Below are 22,691 nucleotides of genomic sequence, written 5' to 3' on the forward strand. Positions count from 1 at the left end.
CTTTAGGGAAGCTCGGTCAATCCGAACTTCGAGGAAGACCGCGCAGCATGACCGCCCTTGAGGGCAAGCGGTCCGATAGCGATCAGTGTGGCGAAGAGCAGCAAGATCTCCAGGTTATAGACAAAGGCATAGCCGACGGCTTGATTCTGAATCAGATCTTCGCCGAAGGCTCCCGAGGAGGTGATGGTGGTCACGAGATCGCGGATCGTGCCGCCGAGGAACATCGCGAGACCATAAGCAGTGGCTTGGACCGCGCCCCAAGCCCCTAGCGCAAGGCCGCTACCCTCGGCATCGGCCAGGTTCATCGCAGCGGTTAGGGTGCCAACCGCAAACAGCCCACCACCGAAACCGATCAGCAGTGCACCGAAGCGGAATAGCAGCGGCGAGCCGAGTGGGTCGGCGGCAATGACCGCGACGAAAGCGAGCATACCGACCAGCGCCCCCGCGACCGAGATCCGGTAGTAGTCGACGCTGCGAGCGAGTAGATAACCGGACAGGCCAAAGGCGGTGAGCGTGCCAAAGGCCCAGATCGCCGTCAGGCGCGTGGTCTGCGAGACCGTTAGACCGAGTACCTGACCACCGTAGGGCTCGAGCAGGATGTCTTGCATCTGAAACCCAGCGGTGCCGAGTCCGAGTGCAACCAGTAATCGTGCCGCATCACCGGCTTGGATGAAGCGCGCCCAAGTCTCGCGGAACCTTGGCGGCGCCTTGTGGGCCGCGCGATCGGCCTTGATCTGCTCAGCGCGCTCGCGATTGATCGATTCCTGCTTCCAGAGCGCGATCATATTCAGCGCGACGGCCACGAGCGCCGTGCCCTGCAGTACGCCGATCAGGCGCCCATTCGCCTGACCAACGCTCATCTCGTCAAAACCGCTGAGTAGTGCGCCGAACGCGAGCGACGCCACCAACATGCTGAGGTTCAGCACCACAAAGAGCAGCGCAATGACCCGCGGACGCTTGTCCTCAGTGGAAAGGTCGGTCGCGAGGGCTAGACCAGCAGTCTGCGTGGTATGCAGGCCGGCGCCGGCGATCAGGAAGGCGAGTCCAGCGGCGAGCCAGGTGACAAAGGTCGGCACGCTGCCACCTTCGGCCATCAGTAGCAACGCAAACGGCATGATCGCTAGGCCGCCGAACTGCATCAGGGTGCCGAACCAGATGAAAGGCACCCGACGCCAGCCGAAGGCCGATTCATGGATATCGGATTTGAAGCCGATCAGCGCCCGGAACGGGGCGACCAGCACGGGGAGCGCCACCATCAATCCGATGAGCCAGGGCGGCACGCCCTTCTCGACCACCATGACACGGTTCAGGGTCCCGTACAGCAGGACCATCATCATGCCAACCGAGGCTTGAAACAACGCCAAGCGGAGCAGTCGACCGAGCGGCAACTCTTTGGTTGCAGCATCTGAGAACGGTAAAAACTTCGGCAGAACCTCTTGATAAAAGAGGCGCTTGAGCTCACCCATCGAGGCCGACATCGCTAGTTGATCTCCGTGCAGCGGCGCAGTTCGAGCGCCTGCGAGGTATAAAAGCCCTTAGCGACCCGCTCGCTGCGGCCAATCTCCCAACCATCAAACCAAGCCGACGCTCGGAGACGAGCCTGCATCATCGACTCAGGGATCGGGATGATCGCCGGCGAGCGATCACTGCGGGGAAAGAACTGACCGACGGCGTGCATCAGCGCCAGTGCCGGTGTGCGTGGTGCATAGGTAAACAGCACCGAGGTGCGCGCGCGCTCGACAAAGCCAGCAACCACATCCAGCGCGTCTTCAAGCTCGTAATGGATGAGGCTATCCATCGCCACGATGTGATCGAAGTCGCCTTGTTCGGGTGCCAACATGTCGCCGACCGCGAATTCGATGCGCCCCGGCAGATCGCTCGGCAAGCGCTTACGCGCGTGCTCGATCAGTGTCGGCGAGAGATCTACCGCGTAGACCTCGGCGCCGCGCCGTGCTGCCTCGACCGACAACAGACCGGTGCCGCAGCCGGCATCGAGCAGGCGCTTGCCACTGAGATCGGTCGGCAGCCAATCCAGCAAGGTCGCGCGCATCCGATCGCGGCCGGCGCGCACGGTGGCGCGGATGCCGCTCACCGGGGCATCCGAAGTCAGCCGCTTCCAGGCCTCAACCGCGGTGCGGTCGAAGTAGGACTCGACCTGATTACGGCGTTCTTGATACGAAAGGTTGGGCATCATGGTTACTCGGTCGCGGCGCTCAATCGAAGCCCAGGAAATCAAACAGATCGCGATCACGCATCGGCGTCACCTCGAGCGGCGCGGGGCCTGCCAACAGTGTCTCTGCGAGCTGCAGGTACTGCTGCTGGGCATGCGCCACATCCGGATCATCGGCATCCATCTCGAACAGGGTCGCCTTGCGCAGCCGCGAGCGGCGGATCACATCCAGCGCCGGCAGATGGGCCATGGTCTTGAGACCGGTCGCGGCATTGAAGCGATCGATCTGATCGGTCTCGTCGCTACGGTTGGCGATCACGCCGCCGATGCGCACCTTATAGTTCTTGGCCTTGGCCAGGATCGCCGTCGAGATGCGATTCATCGCGAAGATCGAGTCGAAGTCGTTGGCGGTGACGATCAACGCGCGGTCGGCATGCTGCAGCGGCGCGGCAAAGCCACCGCAGACGACATCGCCGAGCACATCGAAGACGACGATATCGGTGTCATCGAGGATGTGATGCTGCTTCAGCAGCTTCACGGTCTGGCCGACGACATAGCCGCCGCAACCGGTGCCGGCCGGTGGTCCACCGGCCTCGACGCACATCACGCCGTTGTAGCCGTCGTAGACGAAGTCTTCGAGCCGCAGCTCCTCGGGGTGAAAATTGACCGACTCGAGCACATCGATGACGGTCGGCACCAGGCACTTAGTCAGCGTGAAGGTACTGTCGTGCTTCGGATCACAGCCGATCTGCACCACCCGCTTGCCAAGCTTAGAGAAGGCGACCGAGAGGTTGGAGCTGGTCGTGCTCTTGCCGATGCCGCCCTTGCCGTAGACCGCAAACACCAACGCCTTGTCGATGCGCTCACTGGGGTCGAGCTGCACCTGCACGCTGCCCTCGCCATCGAGCCTGGGGTCGGCGCCCCTAGGCACACCGCGCTGAGCATCACCGCAGTCGGGTGCATCACAGTCGCCCTGAGCAGGCGCTGCCGCCGGCTTGCCGCCACCGTAGATCGTGGTTGGCAGATCATCGAGGGTCATGCAGCGACTCCTTCGGTAATGCCTTCGAGGCGGTCTTCGAGTTCTTCACCGGCCTGGCGCAGGGCTTCCAGGGTCTCGGCGTCGGGTGCCCAGTAGTTACGCTCATGGGCCTCGATCAGACGCTGCGCGACCTTGGCCGAGGCGGTCGGATTCAGCGCGGCGAGGCGCTCGCGCATCTCCTCATCGAGCACGAAGGTCTCGGTCATGCGCTGGTAGACCCAGGGCGCGACCTGGCCGGTGGTGGCGGACCAGCCCATGGTGTTGGTGACATGGACCTCGATCTGGCGCACACCCTCGTAGCCGTGCTCAAGCATGCCCTCGTACCATTTCGGGTTCAGCATGCGGGTGCGGGTCTCCAACGAGACCTGTTCGGCCAGCGTGCGTACCTTGCCATCGCCGCGCGTCTGATCACCGATGTAGACCGGCACATCGCCGCCCTTGGAGCGACTCACCGCGCGACTGATGCCGCCGAGGGTATCGAAGTAGTGATCCACGGTGGTGACGCCCAATTCGACCGAGTCGAGATTCTGGTAGGCGAGCTGCACATCGCTGAGCACGCTCTTTAGCAGCTCGGCCTGACGCACCGGTGCTCCGGCGCGGCCATAGGCAAAACACTTACGGCGGGTATAGGTCTCGGCCAGTTCGTCTTCCTCGTCCCAACCACTGTTATCGATCAGATGATTGACATTAGAGCCATAGGCGCCGTCGGCATTACTGAACACGCGCAGCGCGGCAGTCTCCAGATCGCAATCATGAGCCTGCTGATAAGCCAGCGTGTGCTTACGGACAAAATTCTGCTCCACTGACTCATCAGCAACCGCAGCCAAATAGGCGGCCTCAGCCAAGAGTTTAGTCTGTAATGGCAAAAGGTCACGAAAGATGCCCGAGAGCGTCATCACGACATCGATACGCGGACGCCCGAGCGTCTCCAAGGGCATCAGCTCGGCGCCACAGACCCGCCCGTAGCTATCGAGCCGGGGCTTGGCGCCCATCAGCCAGAGCGCCTGCGCGATCGGCCCACCCTCGGTCTTCAGGTTGTCGGTCCCCCAGAGCACTAAGGCGATCGACTCGGGGATCGCATTGTTATCCTGAATATGGCGATCGAGCAGTTGCTGCGCGTGACGCGCACCTTCGCGCACCGCAAACGGGCTGGGGATGCGGAACGGATCGAAGCCATGCAGATTACGGCCCGTCGGTAGGATCTCGGGCGTGCGCAGCAGATCACCACCAGGCGCGGGTCGGACAAAACGCCCCTCGAGCGCACGCATGATGGCGGGCATCTCGTGATCCTCGTGGAGCAGCTTGTCGTAGCCGGCCAGATCTTCCATCAGCTTCAGGCTGGCCTCGGTGACCTCCATGCCACCCTTCTGCAGCGCCAGCGCTGGAGCGCCGCCATTGACCAGCGCCTCCAGCGCACCGCGCTTGAGGTCGATGGGATGGTCGGGATCGATACGCGACTCGGCCACCGCCATCAGCATATCCAGACGCTCGGTCGGTGTCGGCGGCTGACCGACCACATGCAGGCCATGCGGGATCAGGGTGTATTCCAGCTCGAGCAGCGCATCGGTGAGACGCTGGATGCGCTCGCCAGCAGTGGCATCCCACTCTGGCTCTTCATCGGAGGCCATGGCCGCTAAATCCAGCTCGGCAGCCTGGGCCTGGATCAGCGCGGCGAGCTCATTGCGCTCTTCGTCTGCAGCATCCGGGGCCAAGCTGCGCCAGCGCTCGATCGATCCCTTGAGATCGACCAAGCCACGATAGAGACCCGCATTCGCGATCGGCGGGGTCAGATAGCTGATCAGGGTTGCCGCGGCGCGGCGCTTGGCGATGGTGCCCTCGGACGGGTTGTTCGAGGCATAGAGATAAAGATTCGGCAGATCGCCGATCAGCCGATCCGGCCAGCAAGCGCCAGACATGCCAGCCTGCTTGCCCGGCATGAACTCGAGCGCGCCATGGGTGCCGAAGTGCAACACCGCATTGGCGGCGAAGTCCTCACGCAAGAAGCGGCAGAAGGCGCTGAAGGCGTGGGTCGGCGTGAAGCCCTTATCGAACAGCAGCCGCATCGGATCGCCCTCGTAGCCGAAGCTCGGCTGCACACCGACGAAGACATTGCCGAACTGCTCACCGAGCACGAAGATCGCGGAGCCATCGCTCTGCTGTTTACCCGGCGCGGGTCCCCACTGGGCCTCGATCTCGGCCAGATAAGGCTCACGACGGACGTGATCATCGGCTGGAATCCGGGTAAAGACGTTGGCATGGGCGCCGTACTGCGCGGCATTACCATTGATAATGCGCTCGCGCAGCGCATCAACGTCTTCCGGCACCTCGACCTGATAGCCCTCGTTCTTCAGCCCCTGCAGAGTGCGATACAGCGAGGCGAAGACCGATAGGTAAGCCGCGGTACCGGTATTGCCGGCATTGGGCGGGAAGTTGAACAGCACGATCGCAATCTTGCGCTCGGCGGCTGGCGTCTGGCGCAGCTTGATCAGCCGCGCGACACGGGCAGCCAAGGTCTTTGCGCGCTCGGGATGGGGCTGCATGTCGCGGGTGCGATCAACCCCCGCCTCGGCCGAGCGACCACCGAAGACGATGGGACCGGTGGAGCCGTCAAGCTCGGGGATCGCGACCATCATGGTCGCCTCAACCGGCATTAGCCCGCGCTCCGAGGCCTGCCACTGCTCCAGGGTCTGGAACTCGACCGGATGCGCAGCCAGATAAGGCACATCAAGCCGCGCTAAAACCTCTTGGGCCGCGGCAGCATCGTTGTAGGCCGGCCCACCCACTAGCGAGAAGCCGGTCAGCGAGACCACGGCATCGACCACGCATTTGCCGTTGTGAAAGAAGAACTGATCGACCGCGGGCCGAGCATCCAGCCCGCTGGCAAAGGCCGGGATCACGCGCAAGCCACGCTCCTCGAGTGCCTTGATGACACCGTCGTAATGGCCGGTGTTGCCGGCCAGCACATAGGAGCGCATCACCAGTAGGCCGACGGTCCCGGTCGCACCTTTCTTCGCCGGCAGCTTACTGACCTGGTCGGTGATGCGCCCTTTCATCCGTGGATGAAAGACGCCGACCTCGGGATACTCAGCCGGCGGCGCGGCCTTGAGCTTGCCGCGGAAGACCTCACGCGGACCACTGGCGTAGCGGTCGAGCAGCAGTCGAATCATGTTGGCCACGTTCTCATCCGAGCCCGCCAGCCAATATTGCAGCATCAAGAAATAGGCCCGAACATCCTGCGCCGTCCCTGGGATGAAGCGCAGGATCTTCGGGATGCGACGCAGCATCGCCATCTGGCGAGCGCCATCGCTTGCATTCTTGCTCTGCGGGTCGCGATTGCCACGCAGCTTCTTCAGAATCGCCATCGGACCGGTCTGCGAGCCATCCATGCTGAATTTGCCGAGGCGGGTCAGCCGCATGATCTCACCAGCGGACATGCAGCCGACCATCGCATCGCAATGGTCGCGCCGCGCCTGCAGCGCGGGGAGCACGGCCTTGATGTGGTCTTCCATGAACAGCATGGTGGTGACGACGATATCGGCCTTGGAGATATCGGCCCGGCAACGCTGCAGCTTGCATTCGCCATTCGCATGGCAGCGACCACAGAGGTCGTCCGCTCGCGCGGTCCCGCCGCAGCGCTCGAGTCCGTCCTTGTTATCGTCCCATTCAGCGGCGGCATGCAAGCTGAGATTTAACCCCGGAAGCTGCTGCTTCAGGGCCGGACGCGCGCGCTCGACCGCACCGGCCAGATGGCTATCCAGCGTGACAATGACAACGTTGACAGGTGTCGTATCAACGACCGAAGTAGGCTTTGGCATCGTAAAGTGTCTCGACCGTTATTCTGGCGACACCGCGCTCGGCGGCGAAGCGTTCTGTGTTACGACGGGCCTTCCCACGGACGAAGAAGGGAATCTTCTTCAGTTCCAGCTCTGCCTCTGGCTCCCAAACGGGCGCAGCATCAGCCCCAATGCCGTCCGCGCTCGTGCTTGGCCCAGTCGAGGCCGGGCTTCGGGCTCCCGCATCCGCGCTCGCCGCGGAAACACTGCCGGACCCGAGGTGGGAGGCAACCGCCTCGTCATGAAACTCCTCGTCTTCACGGAACATCGTGATCAAATGTTCTTCCAAGCCCATCATCAGCGGATGGACCCAGGTATCGAAGATCACGTTGGCGCCCTCAAAGCCCATCTGCGGGGCATAGCGCGCTGGAAAATCTTGCACATGCACAGGCGCTGAAATCACCGCACAGGGGATACCCGCGCGCTTAGCGATGTGGCGCTCCATCTGTGTGCCCAGCACCAACTCCGGCGCGAGATCGAGCACCGCGGCTTCAACCTCAAGATAGTCATCGCTGATCAGCGCTTCGACACCATAGCCTTCGGCGGCAGCACGCAGCTCGCGCGCAAACTCGCGACTGTAACTCCCGAGCCCGACGACCTCAAAGCCCAGCTCTTCAGTCGCGATCCGCGCAGCGGCGATTGCGTGGCTGGCATCGCCGAAGATGAACACGCGTTTGCCGGTCAGATAGGTCGAATCCACCGAACGCGAGAACCAGGGCAGGCGGGTGCGGCCCGCGGCAATCGCAGCGCTGGTATCGATGCCGGCAACCTCGCCGACCTCGACCAAGAAATCGCGCGTCGCGCCAACCCCGATCGGAACCCCCTTGACCCAAGGCTGCTTGAACATCCGCTCGAGCCAGACACAGGTGCTCTGGGCGATCTCGGGATAGAGGCAGACATTGAAGTCGGCATCCGGGATACGCCGAAGATCCTCCGGCGAGGCGCCGGCCGGGGCGCTCAGGTTGACATCAACCCCAGCACTCTCGAGCAGCTTGGTGACCTCGACGATATCATCGCGGCAACGGAAGCCGAGCGCCGTGGCGCCGAGCAGGTTGGCGCGCGGACGCCGGCCTTCAGCAACCGGATCGCGCAGGCGCGGTGGCTGGCCACGCAGCAGACTGCGCACCAACTGGAGGAAGGTCTCACTGGCACCCCAACTCTCCTTGCGCGTAAACGCGGGCAGCTCAAGCGGCACCACGGGGCAATCGAACCCCATCCCCTGCGCGAGCGCCGCCGGCTGATCTTGCAGCAGCTCGCCGGTGCAGGCCTCGCCGACCAATAGCGCGCGCGGCTGAAAACGCTCGACCGTTTCCCGCAATGTCCTGCGTACCAGCTCGGCCGTATCCGCCCCCATATCGCGGGCTTGGAAGCTCGTGTAAGTGACCGGTGGGCGCTTGGCGCTGCGCGCAATCATGGTAAACAGCAGGTCCGCGTAGCTATCACCCTGCGGCGCATGCAGCACGCAATGCACGCCCTGCATCGAGGCAGCGATGCGGATGGCGCCCATGTGGGGCGGGCCTTCGTATGTCCAAACAGTCAGTTGCATGCTATCGATTCGGACCGGCGGATCAGAACGCGAGCCGCGTGCGGCGGTTAAGTGGGCGCACGAAGAGCTCGGCCAGGTCGGCGGCCTGGTCGAAACCGTGCACCGGTGAGAACACCAGCTCGATCGACCATTTCGTGGTCAGCCCCTCGGCCTCGAGTGGGTTGGCGAGACCGAGACCGCAGACGGTCAGATCCGGCCGATCCTCACGCAGACGGTCGAGCTGGCGCTCCACGTCCTGTCCCTCGGTCAAGCGTACGTTTGATGGCAGCCAGTCGAGCTCGACCCCCATCATGCGCCGATCGAGATAGGGCACACCAATCTCGACCAACTCCATCCCGCATTCGCGCTGCAGGAATCGCGCAAGCGGAATCTCAAGCTGGGAATCTGGCAGAAAACTGATGCGCTTACCAGCCAGCTGCGCACGGTACCGCTCGAGACCGCGCTCGGCGCGAGCGGCAGCCGGTGCCGTGACCTCCTCAACCCGTGCAGCTGAGACGCCGAAGGCCGACGCCGCGGCACCCAGCCAGGCTCGCGTGCCCTCCACCCCGAAGGGATAGGGGGCTTCGAGGAGCGTCGCCCCCCGTGCGACCAAGGCCGCAGCCGTGCCACCGACGAAGGGCTGCGCTGCAAGTAGCCGCGTACCTGGACCGACCGCCGGCAGCTCGCTTCCGCGTCGCGGCGGCAGGAAGGAGAGCGATGGGATTCCGAGCGCATCGAACAAGCGCCGGAACTGATCCTCGACCACATCCGGTAGCGTGCCCAGCACCAGCAGTGCATCGGTGCCCGCAGGCGCTTCGGGCAGCTCCGGGACCAACGCGGTCAGGCAGGTATCCTCGCCCTGAGTAAAGGTGGTATCCAGACCGCTGCCACTGTAGGCGAGCACCCGCACACGCCCTTGCTGATGACGCGCCAGACGCTCTGCGGCATTATCGAGATCAAGCTTGATCACCTCCGACGGACAGGAGGCGACCAAAAATAAGGTGCCAATATCAGGCCGACGCGCCAACAGTTCGGTCACCACCCGATCCAGCTCTTCATTGCAATCGGCGAGGCCTGCCAGATCACGATCATCGAGCACGGCGGTCGCAAAGCGCGGCTCAGCGAAGATCATGACGCCGGCGGCCGACTGCAGCAGATGCGCGCAGGTGCGTGAGCCAACGACCAGAAAGAAGGCGTCTTGGATCTTCCGATGCAGCCAGACGATGCCAGCCAGTCCGCAAAAGACCTGGCGCTGGCCCTGCTCCTGTCGCACCGAAACCCGACCCGAGGCGACGCCAGAATGGCCGCAGGTGACTGCTTCGCCCGCTGTGGGGGATAAACCCATCGCGCCTGTCATTCGCTCGCCCCCAGGGAAGCGGCCTGCTCGGCATCCAGACGTTGTGCTGACAGACGTGCTGCCCGCAGCTTGAGGATGAACTGAGTCGCGTTGATCACATAGGCGGCATAGGCCGCCAGGGCGAGCAAGAGTTGCCCCCTGACATCCATGAAGCCACCGAAGACCGCGACCAGATAGGCCGTGTGCAACGCCAGCACCAGCATGCTAAACACATCTTCCCAGAAAAACGCGGGGGCAAAGAGGTATTTACCAAAAACGACCTTCTCCCAGATCGATCCCGTGATCATGATCAAGTAAAGGATCAAAGTCTTGATCACGACCGAGACGGTCGCGGCTATCTCGCCCGCGCCCGTTGCCAGATAGCGGATCACCAACACCAAGCTGACCAGGAACACCAGAAACTGCAAAGGCGCCAAGATGCCTTGGACCAGGGTCCAAGGGGTCTCATCGCGCCGTTGACGCTCTTCTGGCGTATACAGCAGTTGATGCTGGTCATGCCTTTTCACGGGCTGACGCATTAGCCTCCTCGTGCAGTGTTTGGGAAGTGCCGCCGTATAAGGAATCTAGTCTGCATCCCCAAACATGTCAACTCAGCTTAACGTAAAGAATACTTGACAGATCGACGCCTCGCGACTACCTAATAAGGGGTCAACGGCGTGCGCGTTGTGCTGTCTCTGTGTTCGGTCAATCCTGCCCCGGTCAAAACGCGAGGCTAACGACACACCGCAAGGCGCGAAACGTCGAATGTTGCCCGCAGCGCCGCGCAAGTCGCGGATCATTTCCCACAAAAAACAATGGGTTTTGATCAAGGCCCTTCGGGCTCGACGGGCGCAAACCACCCCGCTGCGGTAGAGGGGGGAGCCGAGGTGATGACGTGAAGCGAGCTGGCGCGGGCGCCATCGCAGGGTTCGTTGCGTGGAGGACACTGATCAGGCTCTGGGCTGGCCGAGGCCCTGGGTCAGGCCGTGTGCGGCCTGGAGCAGGCGATTGTGAAGCCGTTTGACGCACCGCAAGCCGCCCTCGGAAAAGTTGATACCGACCGTGTCGCTACGCTCATCGCCGCGGCGTCAGATATCGCCCTTATCCTCGACCAAAAGGGGATGATCCGCGACGTCGCCCTGGGCAACGACGAGCTCAGCGCACAGATCTCCGATGACTGGGTCGGTCGCTCCTGGAGCGACACGGTCACCGCGGAGAGCCGTGGCCGGGTCGAGACCTTGATCACCGATGCCTTAAAGGACAGCGGCGCGCCTATCTGGCAGCAACTCGCCCATATCTCGCGCACTGGCGGCGAGGTTCCGGTGCGCTATTGCGCGACCCGCCTCGGCAGTCACGACCATCTGATTGCCATCGGTCGCGATCTCCAAGGTTTCGCGGCGCTACAACAGCGCTTGGTCGATGCCCAGCAATCGCTGGAGCGCGACTACTGGCGGCTGCGCCAGCTGGAGACCCGCTATCGCCTCCTGTTCCGATCCTCTTCGGATGCGGTCTTGGTGATGGACCCGACGACTGGAAAGGTCGTGGAGGCCAACCCAGCCGCAAGCCAGTTGCTTGTGTCCGATCCCAGGCGTCTGGTTGGACGCCATTTCCCCGAGGGTTTCGACGAGGCCGGCACGCGAGCGGTCGAATCCCTGATTGCCGGTGTGCGCGCAGCTGGGCGTGCCAGCGATATCCGCGCACGCCTGCGCAATGGCATTGAGCTCAGCATCTCGGCGGCACTGATTCGTCAGGAGAACACCTCGCTCGTCCTGCTCCGGCTCGCACAGATCGCCCGCTCCGCGGAAGGCGCGGCGGAGAAGTCCGAACCCAGCTCGCGGCTGGCGAAGATCATGGAACGGGCACCCGATGGCATCGTGGTGACGGCGCAGGACGGCCGCATCCTGAACGCAAATACCGCTTTTCTTGATCTCACTCAGGCTAACAGCGAAGATCAGGTTCGCGGTGAATCCCTTGACCGCTGGCTCGGCCGCCCTGGCGTCGACCTCAATGTGTTGCTTGCGAACCTGCGCCAGCATGGCGCGGTTCGGCTATTTGCAACCACGATCCGCAGCGACTTCGGAGCCAGTAGCGAGGTGGAGATCTCGGCAGTCGCCATTCAGAATGGCGAGCAGCCCAATTTCGGCTTCATCATCCGCAACGTCGACCGCCGCGTCTCCGCCGCAAGCGGGAGCGAGCAGGCTCTCCCGCGCTCCGTCGAACATCTCACGGAGCTAGTTGGACGGGTGCCTTTGAAGGAGGTCGTGCGCGAGTCCTCCGATATGATCGAACGGCTTTGCATCGAGGCCGCGCTCGAGCTCACCGGCGATAACCGGGCCTCCGCAGCCGAGCTGCTCGGCCTCAGCCGGCAGAGTCTCTATGTCAAGCTCAGGCGTTATGGCCTGAGCGACGCCGCAGCCGAAGGCGGCGGCGATCAACCCGCTCGCAGCCCCTAAGGCATCGCCTTAAATCAGCTGCGCGCTCGCGCCCGTGCATGCTTGGACGTTCGCCGCGGCTTGACCCTGATCAGCGTTCCTGTGCAGCACAGCGGTCCTGCCCTGGGCTTCGGGCTAAACTTTCCCGATTTCCGCTCGCAACCAACCGACCTAGACTCGACCAACTGAACCCATGATAGAGCCGGCTACCCCCGCCGCTTCGGCGAACCGCCCCGAGCCCTCGGCCATCCTCGAGGTCCTGCATCCCATCACCTGGTTCCCGCCGATGTGGGCCTTCGCCTGCGGCGTGGTCTCTTCCGGCGCCTCGATCGTCGAGCATTGGCTGCTGTTGCTCGCCGGCGTCATCCTGGCCGGCCCGCTGCTCTGCGCAACCAGTCAGGTCGTGAACGACTGGTACGACCGCGAGGTCGATGCGATCAACGAGCCAAACCGACCGATCCCCTCGGGTCGCATCCCGGGTGACTGGGGCTACAAGCTCTCGATCATCTGGACCCTGATGTCACTGCTGCTGGCGCTGGTGCTTGGCCCCTGGGTCTTCGGTGCCACCGTCGTCGGCTTAGCGCTGGCCTGGGCCTATAGCGCACCACCGCTGCGACTGAAACAGAACGGCTGGTTTGGTAACGCTGCGGTCGGCTTCTCGTATGAAAGTTTGGCTTGGATTACCGGCGCCGCGGTGATGATCGGCGGTGCGATGCCGGATTGGCGCATCCTCGCGCTGGCCTTCCTCTATGGATTGGGCGCGCATGGCATCATGACCCTGAACGATTTTAAGGCGATCGAGGGTGACAAACAGATGGGTGTGCGCTCGCTGCCGGTGCAGCTTGGCGTGCGGGGTGCCGCTTGGGTCGCCTGCCTCGTCATGATCATCCCGCAGCTCGTCGTCGTCGGGCTGCTGTTCTCCTGGATGCAACCGGTCCACGCCGCAGCGGTCGCGGCACTGGTGATGGTACAGATCACGCTAATGACCCGTTTCTTGGAAGACCCCGTCGCCCGCGCCACCTGGCTCAGTGCGCTTGGCGTGACGGTCTATGTCAGCGGCATGATGGTGAGCGCGTTCGCAGCGCGCGCCGTGATCGCCACGGCATCCTGAGTCAAGCACATACGCCAAGAGCAGAGATCCCGCGTGCCCGCAAGGCAACACCGCGGTTGGCCGATACCGCGGCCACAGCCCTCGACAACAAATAACCCCAAAGGTGAGACTGATGGCAAATTCCGAGACCTATGATGTGGTCATCGTTGGTGGCGGTCCGGCCGGGGCGACCGCCGCCACTGATCTGGCCAAGCGCAACCGCAAGGTCCTGCTGCTCGACCGCCCAGGGCGCATCAAGCCCTGCGGCGGCGCGATCCCCCCCAAGGCGATCGAAGAGTTCGAGATCCCCGATGAGCAGTTGGTCGCCAAGATCAGCTCTGCCCGCATGGTGGCGCCGAGCGACCGCCACGTCGACATGCCGATCAATGGCGGCTATGTCGGCATGGTCGATCGCGAGCCCTTCGATGAATGGCTGCGAGAGCGCGCTGCCAACGCCGGCGCCGAGCGCCGCAACGGCACCTTCACCCGGGTCTTGCGCGATACCGACGGCACCGCGCTGATCGAATTCCGGCCGGCCGAGGCCAGCGATCGGAGTGCCACCGAGACGGTGCGCGCACGGGCGGTGATCGGCGCCGACGGGGCCATGTCATCGGTCGCCAAGCAGTGCGTGCCCGGCGCCAAGGAGCTTCCACATGTGGCCGCCTATCACGAGATCGTCCGCTCGCCTGCGCCGACCTCGGGTCAAGGCCTACACGACTTCGACCCCACCCGTTGCGACGTCTACTACCAGGGCAAGCTCTCACCCGACTTCTACGCCTGGATCTTCCCCCACGGCGACACCACCAGCATCGGTGTCGGCACCGAACTGAAGGGCTTCTCGTTACACGACGCGGTCGACCAACTGCGCAAGGAGACCGGGCTCGACCAGTGCGAGACCCTGCGCCGCGAGGGCGCACCGATCCCGCTGCACCCGCTGAAGAAATGGGACAACGATCGCGATCTGGTGCTGGCTGGCGATGCCGCCGGGGTTGTCGCCCCAGCCTCCGGTGAAGGCATCTACTACGCCTTGGTCGGCGGCCGCCTCGCCGGTGATGCGGTCGAGGAGCTCCTGGCCACCGGCAATGCCAAGGCGCTCGCCAGCGCCCGCAAGCGGTTCATGAAGGCTCATGGCCGGGTGTTCTGGATTCTCGGGATCATGCAGCGCTTCTGGTACAAGAGCGACAAGCGCCGCGAGCGCTTCGTGAGCCTCTGCGATGACCCCGATATCCAACATCTGACCTGGGAGGCCTATATGCATAAGCGCTTGGTACGCGCCAAGCCTGCCGCCCATCTGCGGATCTTCATGAAAGACATGGCGCATCTGCTAGGGATCGTCTCACCCTGGCAGAAGGCTGCGCGACGCGTCGACTAACGCCCAGCCAACCGCCAATCGCTGCTCTGCGCCCCTAGCGGGCGCAACGCTCCCCCCTCCGCCACTCACCACTCCCCATCAGGGTTGCGCTAGATCAGCCAAGCAACCATCGGGATCGTTGCATCGATCCAGCGCGCTCAGCCCCACCGAAATCTCCACGACCTCTGAAGCCAACAGCGGACAAAACCGGCAACCTGCTGTTTTTAATGACTTAATCTTGTTCTCGAGGTCTTTTCGAGCGCCTCGCAGCAGGCCAACTCACCACAAGAGCCTGTCAATGCAGCCTGGGCAACGGCCCTTCACATCAGCCGAGATCGCCCCAGGATTGTCAATCTCCGCACTGTCAGGCTAGCGAGACACCAGAGCGAAAACCTAATTTTATCAATATAAACATAATCTTAAATCACAAAAACAGGGCAAAAATAAGAAACCGCAAAGGAATCTGTACATTTGGGTTGACATTTATATCTGTCAGACTAAACTGACAGCCATGGAAACACGAGTTGGCAGACGGAAACGCCTTCCCGGCACCGCCGGTCGTTCAGCTCGACTCGACACCTTAAGCCGGGTCGATTCCCGCCGCAGCACTCGCCGCGGCCAATGTCACAAGCCCCTTTGGAGGGTATGTAAATGGCTGACATGAAAAGTCTTTCTGGCCTGACGCCTGAGCAAGCAAAAGAGTTCCACGAGCAGTTCAAGACCACCTATACCGCTTTCGTCGGTATCGCTGCTGTCGCACATATCCTGGTGCTGGCTTGGAAGCCTTGGTTCTGAAGAACCAGCTCTAAGCGCACCACCTGAACTAACTCGATAGAGGACTCAATCATGTTCCAAGACGTCATGAACTATAAGCCGAAAGAACAGGACTACCGGATTTGGCTGGTTCTGAACCCGGCAACTTGGCTGGTGCCGATCCTGATGTCAGTGTTTGTGCTCGGCATCCTGATCCATGCCTTCCTGTTCTCGGTTAGCCCATACAGCGAGTACTGGGTTGGCGACGCCGCTCCAGTTGCTGCCGAAGCTGCTCCAGCTCCAGCAGCTGAGTAAATAGCCGCTCGTCGAATCAATCATCATCGAACAATCCTTGTTCCATGATCATCGCCGTTAACCTTAGGGCGCGGCACTAAAACCTCGTAAGGAGTCATTCAATGGCAGACGCTAGCCTTTCGGGCCTGACCCCAGATCAAGCCAAAGAGTTTCATGAGCAGTTCAAGACCACCTATACCGCTTTCGTCGGCATCGCGGCGGTTGCTCACATCCTCGTACTGGCTTGGAAGCCCTGGTTCTGATCAGTCGCTGATCAAACCCGCTTCAAAGCACAATTACTGAATCCGCATAGAGAGCTGAGAAATGGCCGAAATCGCACGCCCAAAAAACCCTGAAGACGATTGGAAAGTCTGGCTCGTCCTGAATCCCGCCACTTGGCTGGTTCCGATCCTGATGTCCGTATTCTTGCTGGCCATCCTGGTCCATGCGTTCCTGTTCACCGTCAGCCCTTACGGCGCGTACTGGGGCGGTTGAATACAGGACCAACCTGTAACAGCAGGGCTGCTCTGTAGCCTCTGCTGAAGCTGAAGGCTCAGCCCGCCATCAGGCAAGCACCGAGCATCAGCAGCGATCAGCAACACTCGATCGCACTGAGCGCCGGCTCCGCGGCTCTTTCCAGATGTCTCCATGAGACAGAGGAAGGGGATTCGGGAGCCGGCGCCGGCCGTTTGGGGCGCACAACATCAGGCGATGGCAGAACGCCAATGCAATGCAAGCCTTGGCAATTTCGGCGGGTATTGGCAGCGGCTATTTCAGCGCTTTCGGGCGAATCACCCTTGAGAGTACCGCTGAGCCCGCCTCTAGCGAGCACCAATCGTCGGGCATCTCCAATCGAGCCAAGGCTGCTGTCGGTAGCAGTTTCTCATCCTTGCGCTCATCCAGATCATCCTCCGCCAGATACCGCAGCAAATCCTCTAGACCGGGATTGTGGCCAACCATCAGCACCGTGCTTGGGGCATGCTCGTAGTCAGCAAGCAGGCGCAGCAGCGTCTCGAGATCGGCCTCATAGATAGCCGGCTCCCACTTGATGTCACGTTTCTTGTAGTCGAGTCCCTTGCAGACACGCAAGGTTGTCTCGCGAGCACGCTCGGCCGTCGAGCTCAGAATGAGAGAGGGCACCAGACCTTCCCGGTAGAGCCATTCGCCAATTCGGGGCGCATCCCGCTTACCACGCTTGGCAAGTGGGCGCTCAATGTCAGACCCCGTATCAGTGTCCCAATCCGACTTAGCGTGTCGCAGCAGTAGTAGCTCACGAGCCATTGGAGAAGATAGGTACCAGAACGTGCCTTGGGCTAAGGGAACTCCGTTGGCGAACAGAAAACGCTCACCAGCCCAAGCTTTTAACATAATGGTCACAGGAGCGAAACCTGCAGCCGAGGAGATCGCATCCCCACACCCTTGCCCCGCTCAAGCCAAGCCAAGCCAAGCCAAGCCAAGCCAAGCCAAGATCAGCCAAGCTCAGCCAAGAGTCGCTCGATCATGCTCTCGGCCTGGCTGAGATAGCCTCCGCCAAAGAGGTTTAGATGGTTAAGGATGTGATACAGGTTGTAGAGCTGCTTGCGAACCGAATAGCCGGGGCTCAAGGGCCAAGCCTCTTCATAAGCAGCCCGAAACGCCCCGCCGAAGCCCCCAAACAGCTCGGTCATCGCCAGATCCGCCTCACGATCACCGTAGTAGCAAGCCGGATCAAAGATCACCGGCTCTCCATTCGCTGTGTAGCCGATATTTCCGCCCCATAAGTCGCCATGCAGGAGCGACGCCGGCGGAGCCTGTTCGAGCAGTGCCGCAAGCCCTTGGCGCAAGTGCTCGCCACGCTGTTGCAGACGCCCCCCGTAGCCATTCTGAGCCGCGAGCTTCAGTTGGAAACCCAGCCGCTGGTCGGACCAGAACGCAACCCAATCGTCGCGCTCAGTATTGAGCTGGGGCGTTGAGCCGATAGTATTGTCTCGGTCCCAACCGAAGCGAGGCCGGGTCGCTCGATGCATCTCGGCGAGCTGCCGTCCAGCGGCAACAGCATCGCCCCGCCGCCCGCCAAGCGCGATGTACTCCATCGCGATAAACGCTTGGCCGCGCTGCACGCCAGTACAAAGCGGCTCGGGCACCCGAAGACTCTGGGTGGAAGCCATCTCAGCCAAGCCTGCAGCCTCCGCCTCAAACATCGCCAGCAAATCAGCACGATTCAGCTTGATGAAGACGCGCTGATCTCCCTCGCCAAGAACGACGGCCTGATTGATACAGCCGCCACCGATGGTCTGAGGTCGTCCTGGCTGCAACTGACGGCCTGAAACGGCGTTGATCTGCTCGACGATGGCCTGCCAATCCGTCATCAGACGCGCACCTGCTCGCGTTGATCAGCCATCGCTCAAGCGGCGAAGCAATGGGCTGGTGCGAGGAAAATGCGCGCGCAGGAAGGCCATCTGATCGGCCAGCACGTGACGGCCCATGAGATAAATATATTCGACATGGGTCGGCGCAAACGGCACGGCCAGTAGCTGCATCCCCGCATCTTCAGGGGTGCGGCCGGCCTTGTAGTTATTGCACCGAATACAGGCCGTGACGACGTTGCTCCAATCATCCTGACCACCCTTGCTGACTGGCCGCACATGGTCGCGCGAGAGGTAGCTTGCCGAGAACCGTCCACCGCAGTAAAGACAGAGGTGGTCGTCCCGCTGGAAGAGGGTCCGATTCGACAACGGCGGCACATAATCCTCAGCGAACTTGGTCGGTCCGTGATGCGTGCCCTGGGTCGCGATGATCGAATGGATCTGCAGCTCGCTTCGCAGGCGCGTGAGCGCGTTGATGCCACCGCGTAGCAAGATCATCGGGTTGCCGCAAGAATAGGCTACCTGCCCGAGAAAATAGAGTCGAGCGGCGGCCTTGTAGTCGATCCACTCCAGTGGCATACCGGCAAGATCAGTACGCAGGATCTGTTGGCTCAGTGACAACATAGCTCGGAAACCGCGCTCGGGATCGATAAGGATTCGACAGCGACCAGATCGTCGCGGCAATAATACACGCTCAGCGATCTCGGGCAAGCTATCGGACAAGCCATCAACCAAGCGTCATGTCTTCATCGTGAATGACACGCCATTCATCTTCCGGGCTAGCACTGCGCCTAGCACTGCGCGATGAGCGCTGCTAGAGAACCTGTCTTGGCAATCGTTCAAGTGGCCGTTGCGGCACCACTGCCCGAGGTCTTCGACTATCTCCCCCCGCCGGATGTCAGCGACTACGACATCGGACAGCGCGTCGTCGTTCCTTTTGGTCGGAGCCGCCGGGTTGGGATCATCGTCGGCTGCCGGAGTGAGTCAGCGATCGCTCCGGATCGGCTCAAGCCCATCGAACGCTGTCTTGACCAAGCGCCATTGCTCTCGGCCGCCGATCTCGCTTTGATCCGATGGGCAGCCGACTACTATCGCTGCCCGCCCGGGGAGGCCCTGTTCAGCGCCCTCCCCTCTCGTCTGCGCCGCCCAGTCCCGAGCAGCGAGCAAGCGCTCAAGGGCTGGCGACCGACAGCAGCGAGCGATAACGGCCGCTTGCAACAGCTCTCGCGCGCACCACGCCAAGCCGCAACACTGGCGGCCTTGCTGACCCGCCCCTTGGGACTCGACGATGCTGCTCTGCGTGGCCAGCTCGGCGATTGCCGAGCCGCACTCAAGGCCCTGGAGGCAAAAGGCCTGATTGAGCGATGCCCGGTATCGAAGCCCACCGATGGACCAGCACGACCCGATCCAGCCGCAGACTCGATGCTGATCCCAAGGCTCAACGACGAACAGCAGCGCGCAGTTGAGACCCTTAACCAAGCCAGCGGCTTCAACTGCTTTCTGCTCGATGGCGTCACCGGCAGCGGTAAGACCGAGGTCTATATCCGGCTGATCAATAGCACCCTCGAGCGGGGACAGCAGATCCTAGTCTTGGTCCCTGAGATTGGCCTGACGCCGCAGCTCGCCGAACGTTTCTCGCACCGCATCAGTGCCGAGTCTGTGGTGCTGCACTCCGGGCTCGCCGAGCGCGAGCGCGAGATCGCTTGGCGACGTGCCGCCTGCGGCCAAGCGCGCCTGGTGCTCGGTACCCGCTCTGCCATCTTCACCCCACTGCCCGAGCTTGGCCTGGTGATTGTCGACGAAGAGCACGATGTCTCGCTCAAGCAGCAGGATGGATTCCGCTACTCGGCCCGCGACCTTGCGGTGCGCCGCGGCCAAATGAGTCAATGCCCCGTGCTGCTGGGCTCGGCAACGCCATCGCTCGAGACCCTGCGCAATGCTGAGCGCGGGCGTTATCAGCACCTGCAACTGCACCGCCGGGCGGGTGGCGCGCAGGCACCGCGCTTCCTGCTCGCCGATATCCGCGCTCAGCCCTTGATCACCGGCCTCTCGCACGCCTTGTTGACGCGCATGGCCGAGGTGATCGAGGCCGGCAATCAGGTGCTGTTATTCCTCAATCGGCGCGGCTTCGCACCGGTCTTGACCTGCCATGACTGCGGCTGGATCAGCGTCTGCCAGCACTGCGATGCGCGCATGACGCTGCACCGAGGCCATGGCCAGTTGATCTGCCACCACTGTGGGGATCAGCGTCCGCTGCCGGTGCAATGTCCCTACTGCGAATCGCCCGATCTGCGGCCACTCGGGCAAGGCACCGAGCGCGTCGAGGACAGCCTAAGGCAACGCTTCCCCGGCATCCCCTTGGCCAGGATCGATCGCGACAATACGCGCCGCAAAGGCGAACTGGAACGCCTGCTGGCCGCAGCACGGGATGGCGCCTATCCGATCCTGCTCGGCACCCAGATGCTGGCCAAGGGCCATCACCTGCCCGGCGTGACTCTAGTCGGTATTCTGGACCTCGACCACGGGCTGTATGGCAGTGACTTTCGCGCTACCGAGCGCATGGCGCAGCTCTTGATCCAGGTGGCCGGGCGTGCCGGGCGTGCCGAGCGACCGGGCACTGTACTGGTGCAGACGCGGCATCCCGATCATCCACTGCTGATCCGGCTGCTGCGGCAAGGTTATTCCTCCTTCGCTGCCGCGGCACTGAACGAGCGTGCCGAGGCTCGACTGCCCCCGTTCAGCTTCCAAGCCTTGCTGCGCGCCGATAGCCGCACCGAGCAGCTCGGATTCGATTTTCTCCGCGACGCGCGGGCGCTCGCCTTAGCGCTCGAGCCTGGACCAGTCGAGCTCTGGGGGCCGGCACCGGCGAGCATGGAGCGCCGAGCCGGTCGCTTCCGTGCCCAGCTACTGTTGCAGTGCAGCCAGCGTGGACCGCTGCACGCGCTGATCGATCGGTTGCTCCCCGCGCTCCGAGCCCATGAAGGCCATCGCAGGTTGCGCTGGAGCATCGACATCGACCCGCAAGAGAGCCTGTGAACCCTGCCGACAGCGAATCGGCGGCCGGGTGGCTTAGCTCAGGACGCATCGCCCTTTCAGCGGACGAGATGCCAGGGGATAATCGAGCATCCACCACCGATCTCAGTTGGACCAGATGCCCACCGCTTCGTCCCCCAATGCCTCGCCCCCGATCAGCATCAAGACCTGGCTCCTAAGCCTGTTGTTCTTCGGCCTCTACAACCTCATGGGCATCGTCCACAGCCTGATCTCGCTTAGCGTGGCCCCTTTTCAAACCTTCGAGCAGCGCTATTGGTTCGTCAATCTCTGGTCAAGGGCCACCATGTCGCTCTTGCAGCGGCTGAATGCTGTCAGCATCGGGGTCGAAGGGCTGGAGAACATCCCGAGGGGACGGCCTGTCGTGGTCATGAGTAACCACCAGAGCCAGTGGGAGACCTTTTATCTCCAGATCCTTGTCTCACCACAGGCCACCATCCTCAAGCGCGAGCTCCTATGGGTGCCGTTCTTCGGCTGGGCGCTCATCCTGTTGCGACCGATCGCGATCGACCGCTCGAAAGGCTCGCAGGCGCTCAAAACGCTGTTGCGCGTCGGCCAAGAACGGCTGCGGGAGGGAATCAGCGTCGTCATCTATCCGGAGGGAACCCGTCAATCGCCCGGCACCATCGGCCAATTCAACCTCGGCGGCGCGATGCTCGCGGCGCGCGCGGGAGTCGAGGTCTTACCGATGTCCCACAACAGCGGCGACTGCTGGCCCAGCCGCTCCTTGCTGCGCCTGCCCGGGACCATCAGACTGCGCATCGGCAAGCCCATTGCAACCGAGGGCAAGTCGCCGAAGCAGATCTCGGCTGAGGTCGAGGCCTGGATTCGCCAGCATTATCCGGGAGAGCTGCGCGCCGTTGCCGCGGATTGAGATCCGCGCCCGATGGTCAGCATGGCGCAGCTGAACGCGATAGGCGACAGCCTGAATAGCCTCATCGCGAGGCATCAGGCTCATCAGGCTTCGCCCGCGCCAGAATGCGATCGAGCGCGTTGGCGAAGGCTTGGCGGTCTGCCTGGCTATAGGCCGGTGGCCCACCGGTATCTAGACCGCTGGCGCGCATGGTGTCGAGAAAGTCGCGCATATTGAGACGCTGACGCACCGTTTCCGTCGTAAACAGCTCGCCGCGCGGACTCAAGACCTGACAGCCCTTCGCGACGAGTTCCGCTGCCAGCGGAATGTCCGCAGTAATAACCAGATCGCCGGCGCGCGCATGCTGGACGATATAGTCATCGGCCACATCAAAGCCGGCGCCCACCCGCACCGCCTTGATCCGCGCCAGCGACGGCACCTGCAGCGGCTGGTTAGCGACCAGCGTCAACGGCAGATCCACGCGCTCCGCAGCCCGATAAAGGATGACCTTGACCGGATTCGGCGTGGCGTCGGCATCAACCCAGATCTGCATGTGCTCTCCCCGCCACAGCAACCCCGTGACGATTGTTACAAGCTCGGCAGCCAAGCTGCGCTACAC

The 22,691-nt window shown here is 62.5% G+C and carries 20 protein-coding genes; 9 read left to right on the plus strand and 11 right to left on the minus strand.

Annotated elements, in window-relative coordinates:
* Positions 1–2: 2 nt before the first annotated feature.
* The 7 genes from VBE63_RS04365 to bchF are packed head-to-tail and all read right to left on the minus strand — an operon-like array spanning position 3 to position 10,430.
* Complete coding sequence (locus tag VBE63_RS04365) at positions 3–1,478, minus strand: BCD family MFS transporter (protein WP_323681775.1); 1,476 nt, start codon at positions 1,476–1,478, stop codon at positions 3–5.
* 2 nt (positions 1,479–1,480) lie between these two features.
* Positions 1,481–2,191 (minus strand): magnesium protoporphyrin IX methyltransferase, encoded by a 711-nt coding sequence (gene bchM / locus VBE63_RS04370; RefSeq protein ID WP_323681776.1) that lies wholly within the window; start codon positions 2,189–2,191, stop codon positions 1,481–1,483.
* A 22-nt stretch (positions 2,192–2,213) separates the two neighbouring features.
* Positions 2,214–3,209: a ferredoxin:protochlorophyllide reductase (ATP-dependent) iron-sulfur ATP-binding protein gene (gene bchL, locus VBE63_RS04375; protein WP_323681777.1), complete on the minus strand. Its 996-nt coding sequence runs from the start codon at positions 3,207–3,209 to the stop codon at positions 2,214–2,216.
* The gene (locus VBE63_RS04380) at positions 3,206–7,024 is read right to left on the minus strand and encodes a magnesium chelatase subunit H (RefSeq protein ID WP_323681778.1); all 3,819 of its coding nucleotides are present in this window, start codon (positions 7,022–7,024) and stop codon (positions 3,206–3,208) included. The genes bchL and VBE63_RS04380 overlap by 4 nt, the downstream gene beginning before the upstream one ends.
* Positions 6,999–8,588 carry a ferredoxin:protochlorophyllide reductase (ATP-dependent) subunit B gene (gene bchB / locus VBE63_RS04385; protein ID WP_323681779.1) on the minus strand — a complete coding sequence of 530 codons (1,590 nt, stop codon included), beginning with the start codon at positions 8,586–8,588 and terminating at the stop codon, positions 6,999–7,001. Before bchB ends, VBE63_RS04380 begins: the two co-directional genes overlap by 26 nt.
* 22 nt (positions 8,589–8,610) lie before the next feature.
* Positions 8,611–9,912, minus strand: coding sequence for a ferredoxin:protochlorophyllide reductase (ATP-dependent) subunit N (locus VBE63_RS04390; protein WP_323681780.1), 1,302 nt, complete (start codon positions 9,910–9,912; stop codon positions 8,611–8,613).
* Positions 9,913–9,920: 8 nt separating this feature from the next.
* Positions 9,921–10,430 (minus strand): 2-vinyl bacteriochlorophyllide hydratase, encoded by a 510-nt coding sequence (gene bchF, locus VBE63_RS04395; RefSeq protein ID WP_323681781.1) that lies wholly within the window; start codon positions 10,428–10,430, stop codon positions 9,921–9,923.
* Positions 10,431–10,913: 483 nt separating this feature from the next.
* On the opposite strand from bchF, the gene ppsR reads away from it, so the two are divergent.
* The 7 genes from ppsR to pufA (VBE63_RS04430) all read left to right on the plus strand — a co-directional run bounded on the left by ppsR (position 10,914) and on the right by pufA (VBE63_RS04430) (position 16,318).
* The gene (ppsR, locus tag VBE63_RS04400; protein WP_323681782.1) at positions 10,914–12,356 is read left to right on the plus strand and encodes a transcriptional regulator PpsR; all 1,443 of its coding nucleotides are present in this window, start codon (positions 10,914–10,916) and stop codon (positions 12,354–12,356) included.
* A gap of 172 nt (positions 12,357–12,528) precedes the next feature.
* On the plus strand, positions 12,529–13,446 hold the full coding sequence (gene chlG, locus VBE63_RS04405) for a chlorophyll synthase ChlG (protein WP_323681783.1): 918 nt from the start codon (positions 12,529–12,531) through the stop codon (positions 13,444–13,446).
* A 112-nt stretch (positions 13,447–13,558) separates the two neighbouring features.
* Positions 13,559–14,797: a geranylgeranyl diphosphate reductase gene (locus VBE63_RS04410; protein ID WP_323681784.1), complete on the plus strand. Its 1,239-nt coding sequence runs from the start codon at positions 13,559–13,561 to the stop codon at positions 14,795–14,797.
* A 630-nt stretch (positions 14,798–15,427) separates the two neighbouring features.
* On the plus strand, positions 15,428–15,571 hold the full coding sequence (pufB, locus tag VBE63_RS04415) for a light-harvesting antenna LH1, beta subunit (RefSeq protein WP_323681785.1): 144 nt from the start codon (positions 15,428–15,430) through the stop codon (positions 15,569–15,571).
* Positions 15,572–15,622: 51 nt separating this feature from the next.
* A complete protein-coding gene (gene pufA, locus VBE63_RS04420) occupies positions 15,623–15,844 on the plus strand; it encodes a light-harvesting antenna LH1, alpha subunit (RefSeq protein ID WP_323681786.1) in 222 nt (73 codons plus the stop codon).
* Positions 15,845–15,945: 101 nt separating this feature from the next.
* Positions 15,946–16,086 (plus strand): light-harvesting antenna LH1, beta subunit, encoded by a 141-nt coding sequence (gene pufB, locus VBE63_RS04425; protein ID WP_323681787.1) that lies wholly within the window; start codon positions 15,946–15,948, stop codon positions 16,084–16,086.
* 61 nt (positions 16,087–16,147) lie between these two features.
* The gene (pufA, locus tag VBE63_RS04430; RefSeq protein ID WP_323681788.1) at positions 16,148–16,318 is read left to right on the plus strand and encodes a light-harvesting antenna LH1, alpha subunit; all 171 of its coding nucleotides are present in this window, start codon (positions 16,148–16,150) and stop codon (positions 16,316–16,318) included.
* A gap of 273 nt (positions 16,319–16,591) precedes the next feature.
* On the opposite strand, the gene VBE63_RS04435 is transcribed toward pufA (VBE63_RS04430), so the two are convergent.
* The 3 genes from VBE63_RS04435 to VBE63_RS04445 form a co-directional block, all read right to left on the minus strand.
* Entirely contained in the window at positions 16,592–17,191 is a 600-nt protein-coding gene (locus tag VBE63_RS04435) for a SixA phosphatase family protein (protein WP_323681789.1), read from the minus strand.
* Between the two features lie 101 nt (positions 17,192–17,292).
* The gene (locus VBE63_RS04440) at positions 17,293–18,171 is read right to left on the minus strand and encodes a fructosamine kinase family protein (RefSeq protein WP_323681790.1); all 879 of its coding nucleotides are present in this window, start codon (positions 18,169–18,171) and stop codon (positions 17,293–17,295) included.
* Between the two features lie 24 nt (positions 18,172–18,195).
* A complete protein-coding gene (locus VBE63_RS04445) occupies positions 18,196–18,792 on the minus strand; it encodes an HNH endonuclease (RefSeq protein ID WP_323681791.1) in 597 nt (198 codons plus the stop codon).
* Positions 18,793–18,996: 204 nt separating this feature from the next.
* Between VBE63_RS04445 and VBE63_RS04450 the strand changes: the two genes are divergently transcribed.
* Positions 18,997–21,204 carry a primosomal protein N' gene (locus VBE63_RS04450; RefSeq protein ID WP_323681792.1) on the plus strand — a complete coding sequence of 736 codons (2,208 nt, stop codon included), beginning with the start codon at positions 18,997–18,999 and terminating at the stop codon, positions 21,202–21,204.
* Between the two features lie 115 nt (positions 21,205–21,319).
* On the plus strand, positions 21,320–22,093 hold the full coding sequence (locus VBE63_RS04455; RefSeq protein ID WP_323681793.1) for a lysophospholipid acyltransferase family protein: 774 nt from the start codon (positions 21,320–21,322) through the stop codon (positions 22,091–22,093).
* A gap of 61 nt (positions 22,094–22,154) precedes the next feature.
* Here the strand turns inward: VBE63_RS04455 and VBE63_RS04460 are convergent, their stop codons facing one another.
* Positions 22,155–22,625 (minus strand): YaiI/YqxD family protein, encoded by a 471-nt coding sequence (locus tag VBE63_RS04460; RefSeq protein ID WP_323681794.1) that lies wholly within the window; start codon positions 22,623–22,625, stop codon positions 22,155–22,157.
* Positions 22,626–22,691 lie beyond the last annotated feature (66 nt).

This window comes from Lamprobacter sp. (assembly GCF_034860625.1).
Lineage (GTDB): Bacteria > Pseudomonadota > Gammaproteobacteria > Chromatiales > Chromatiaceae > Lamprobacter.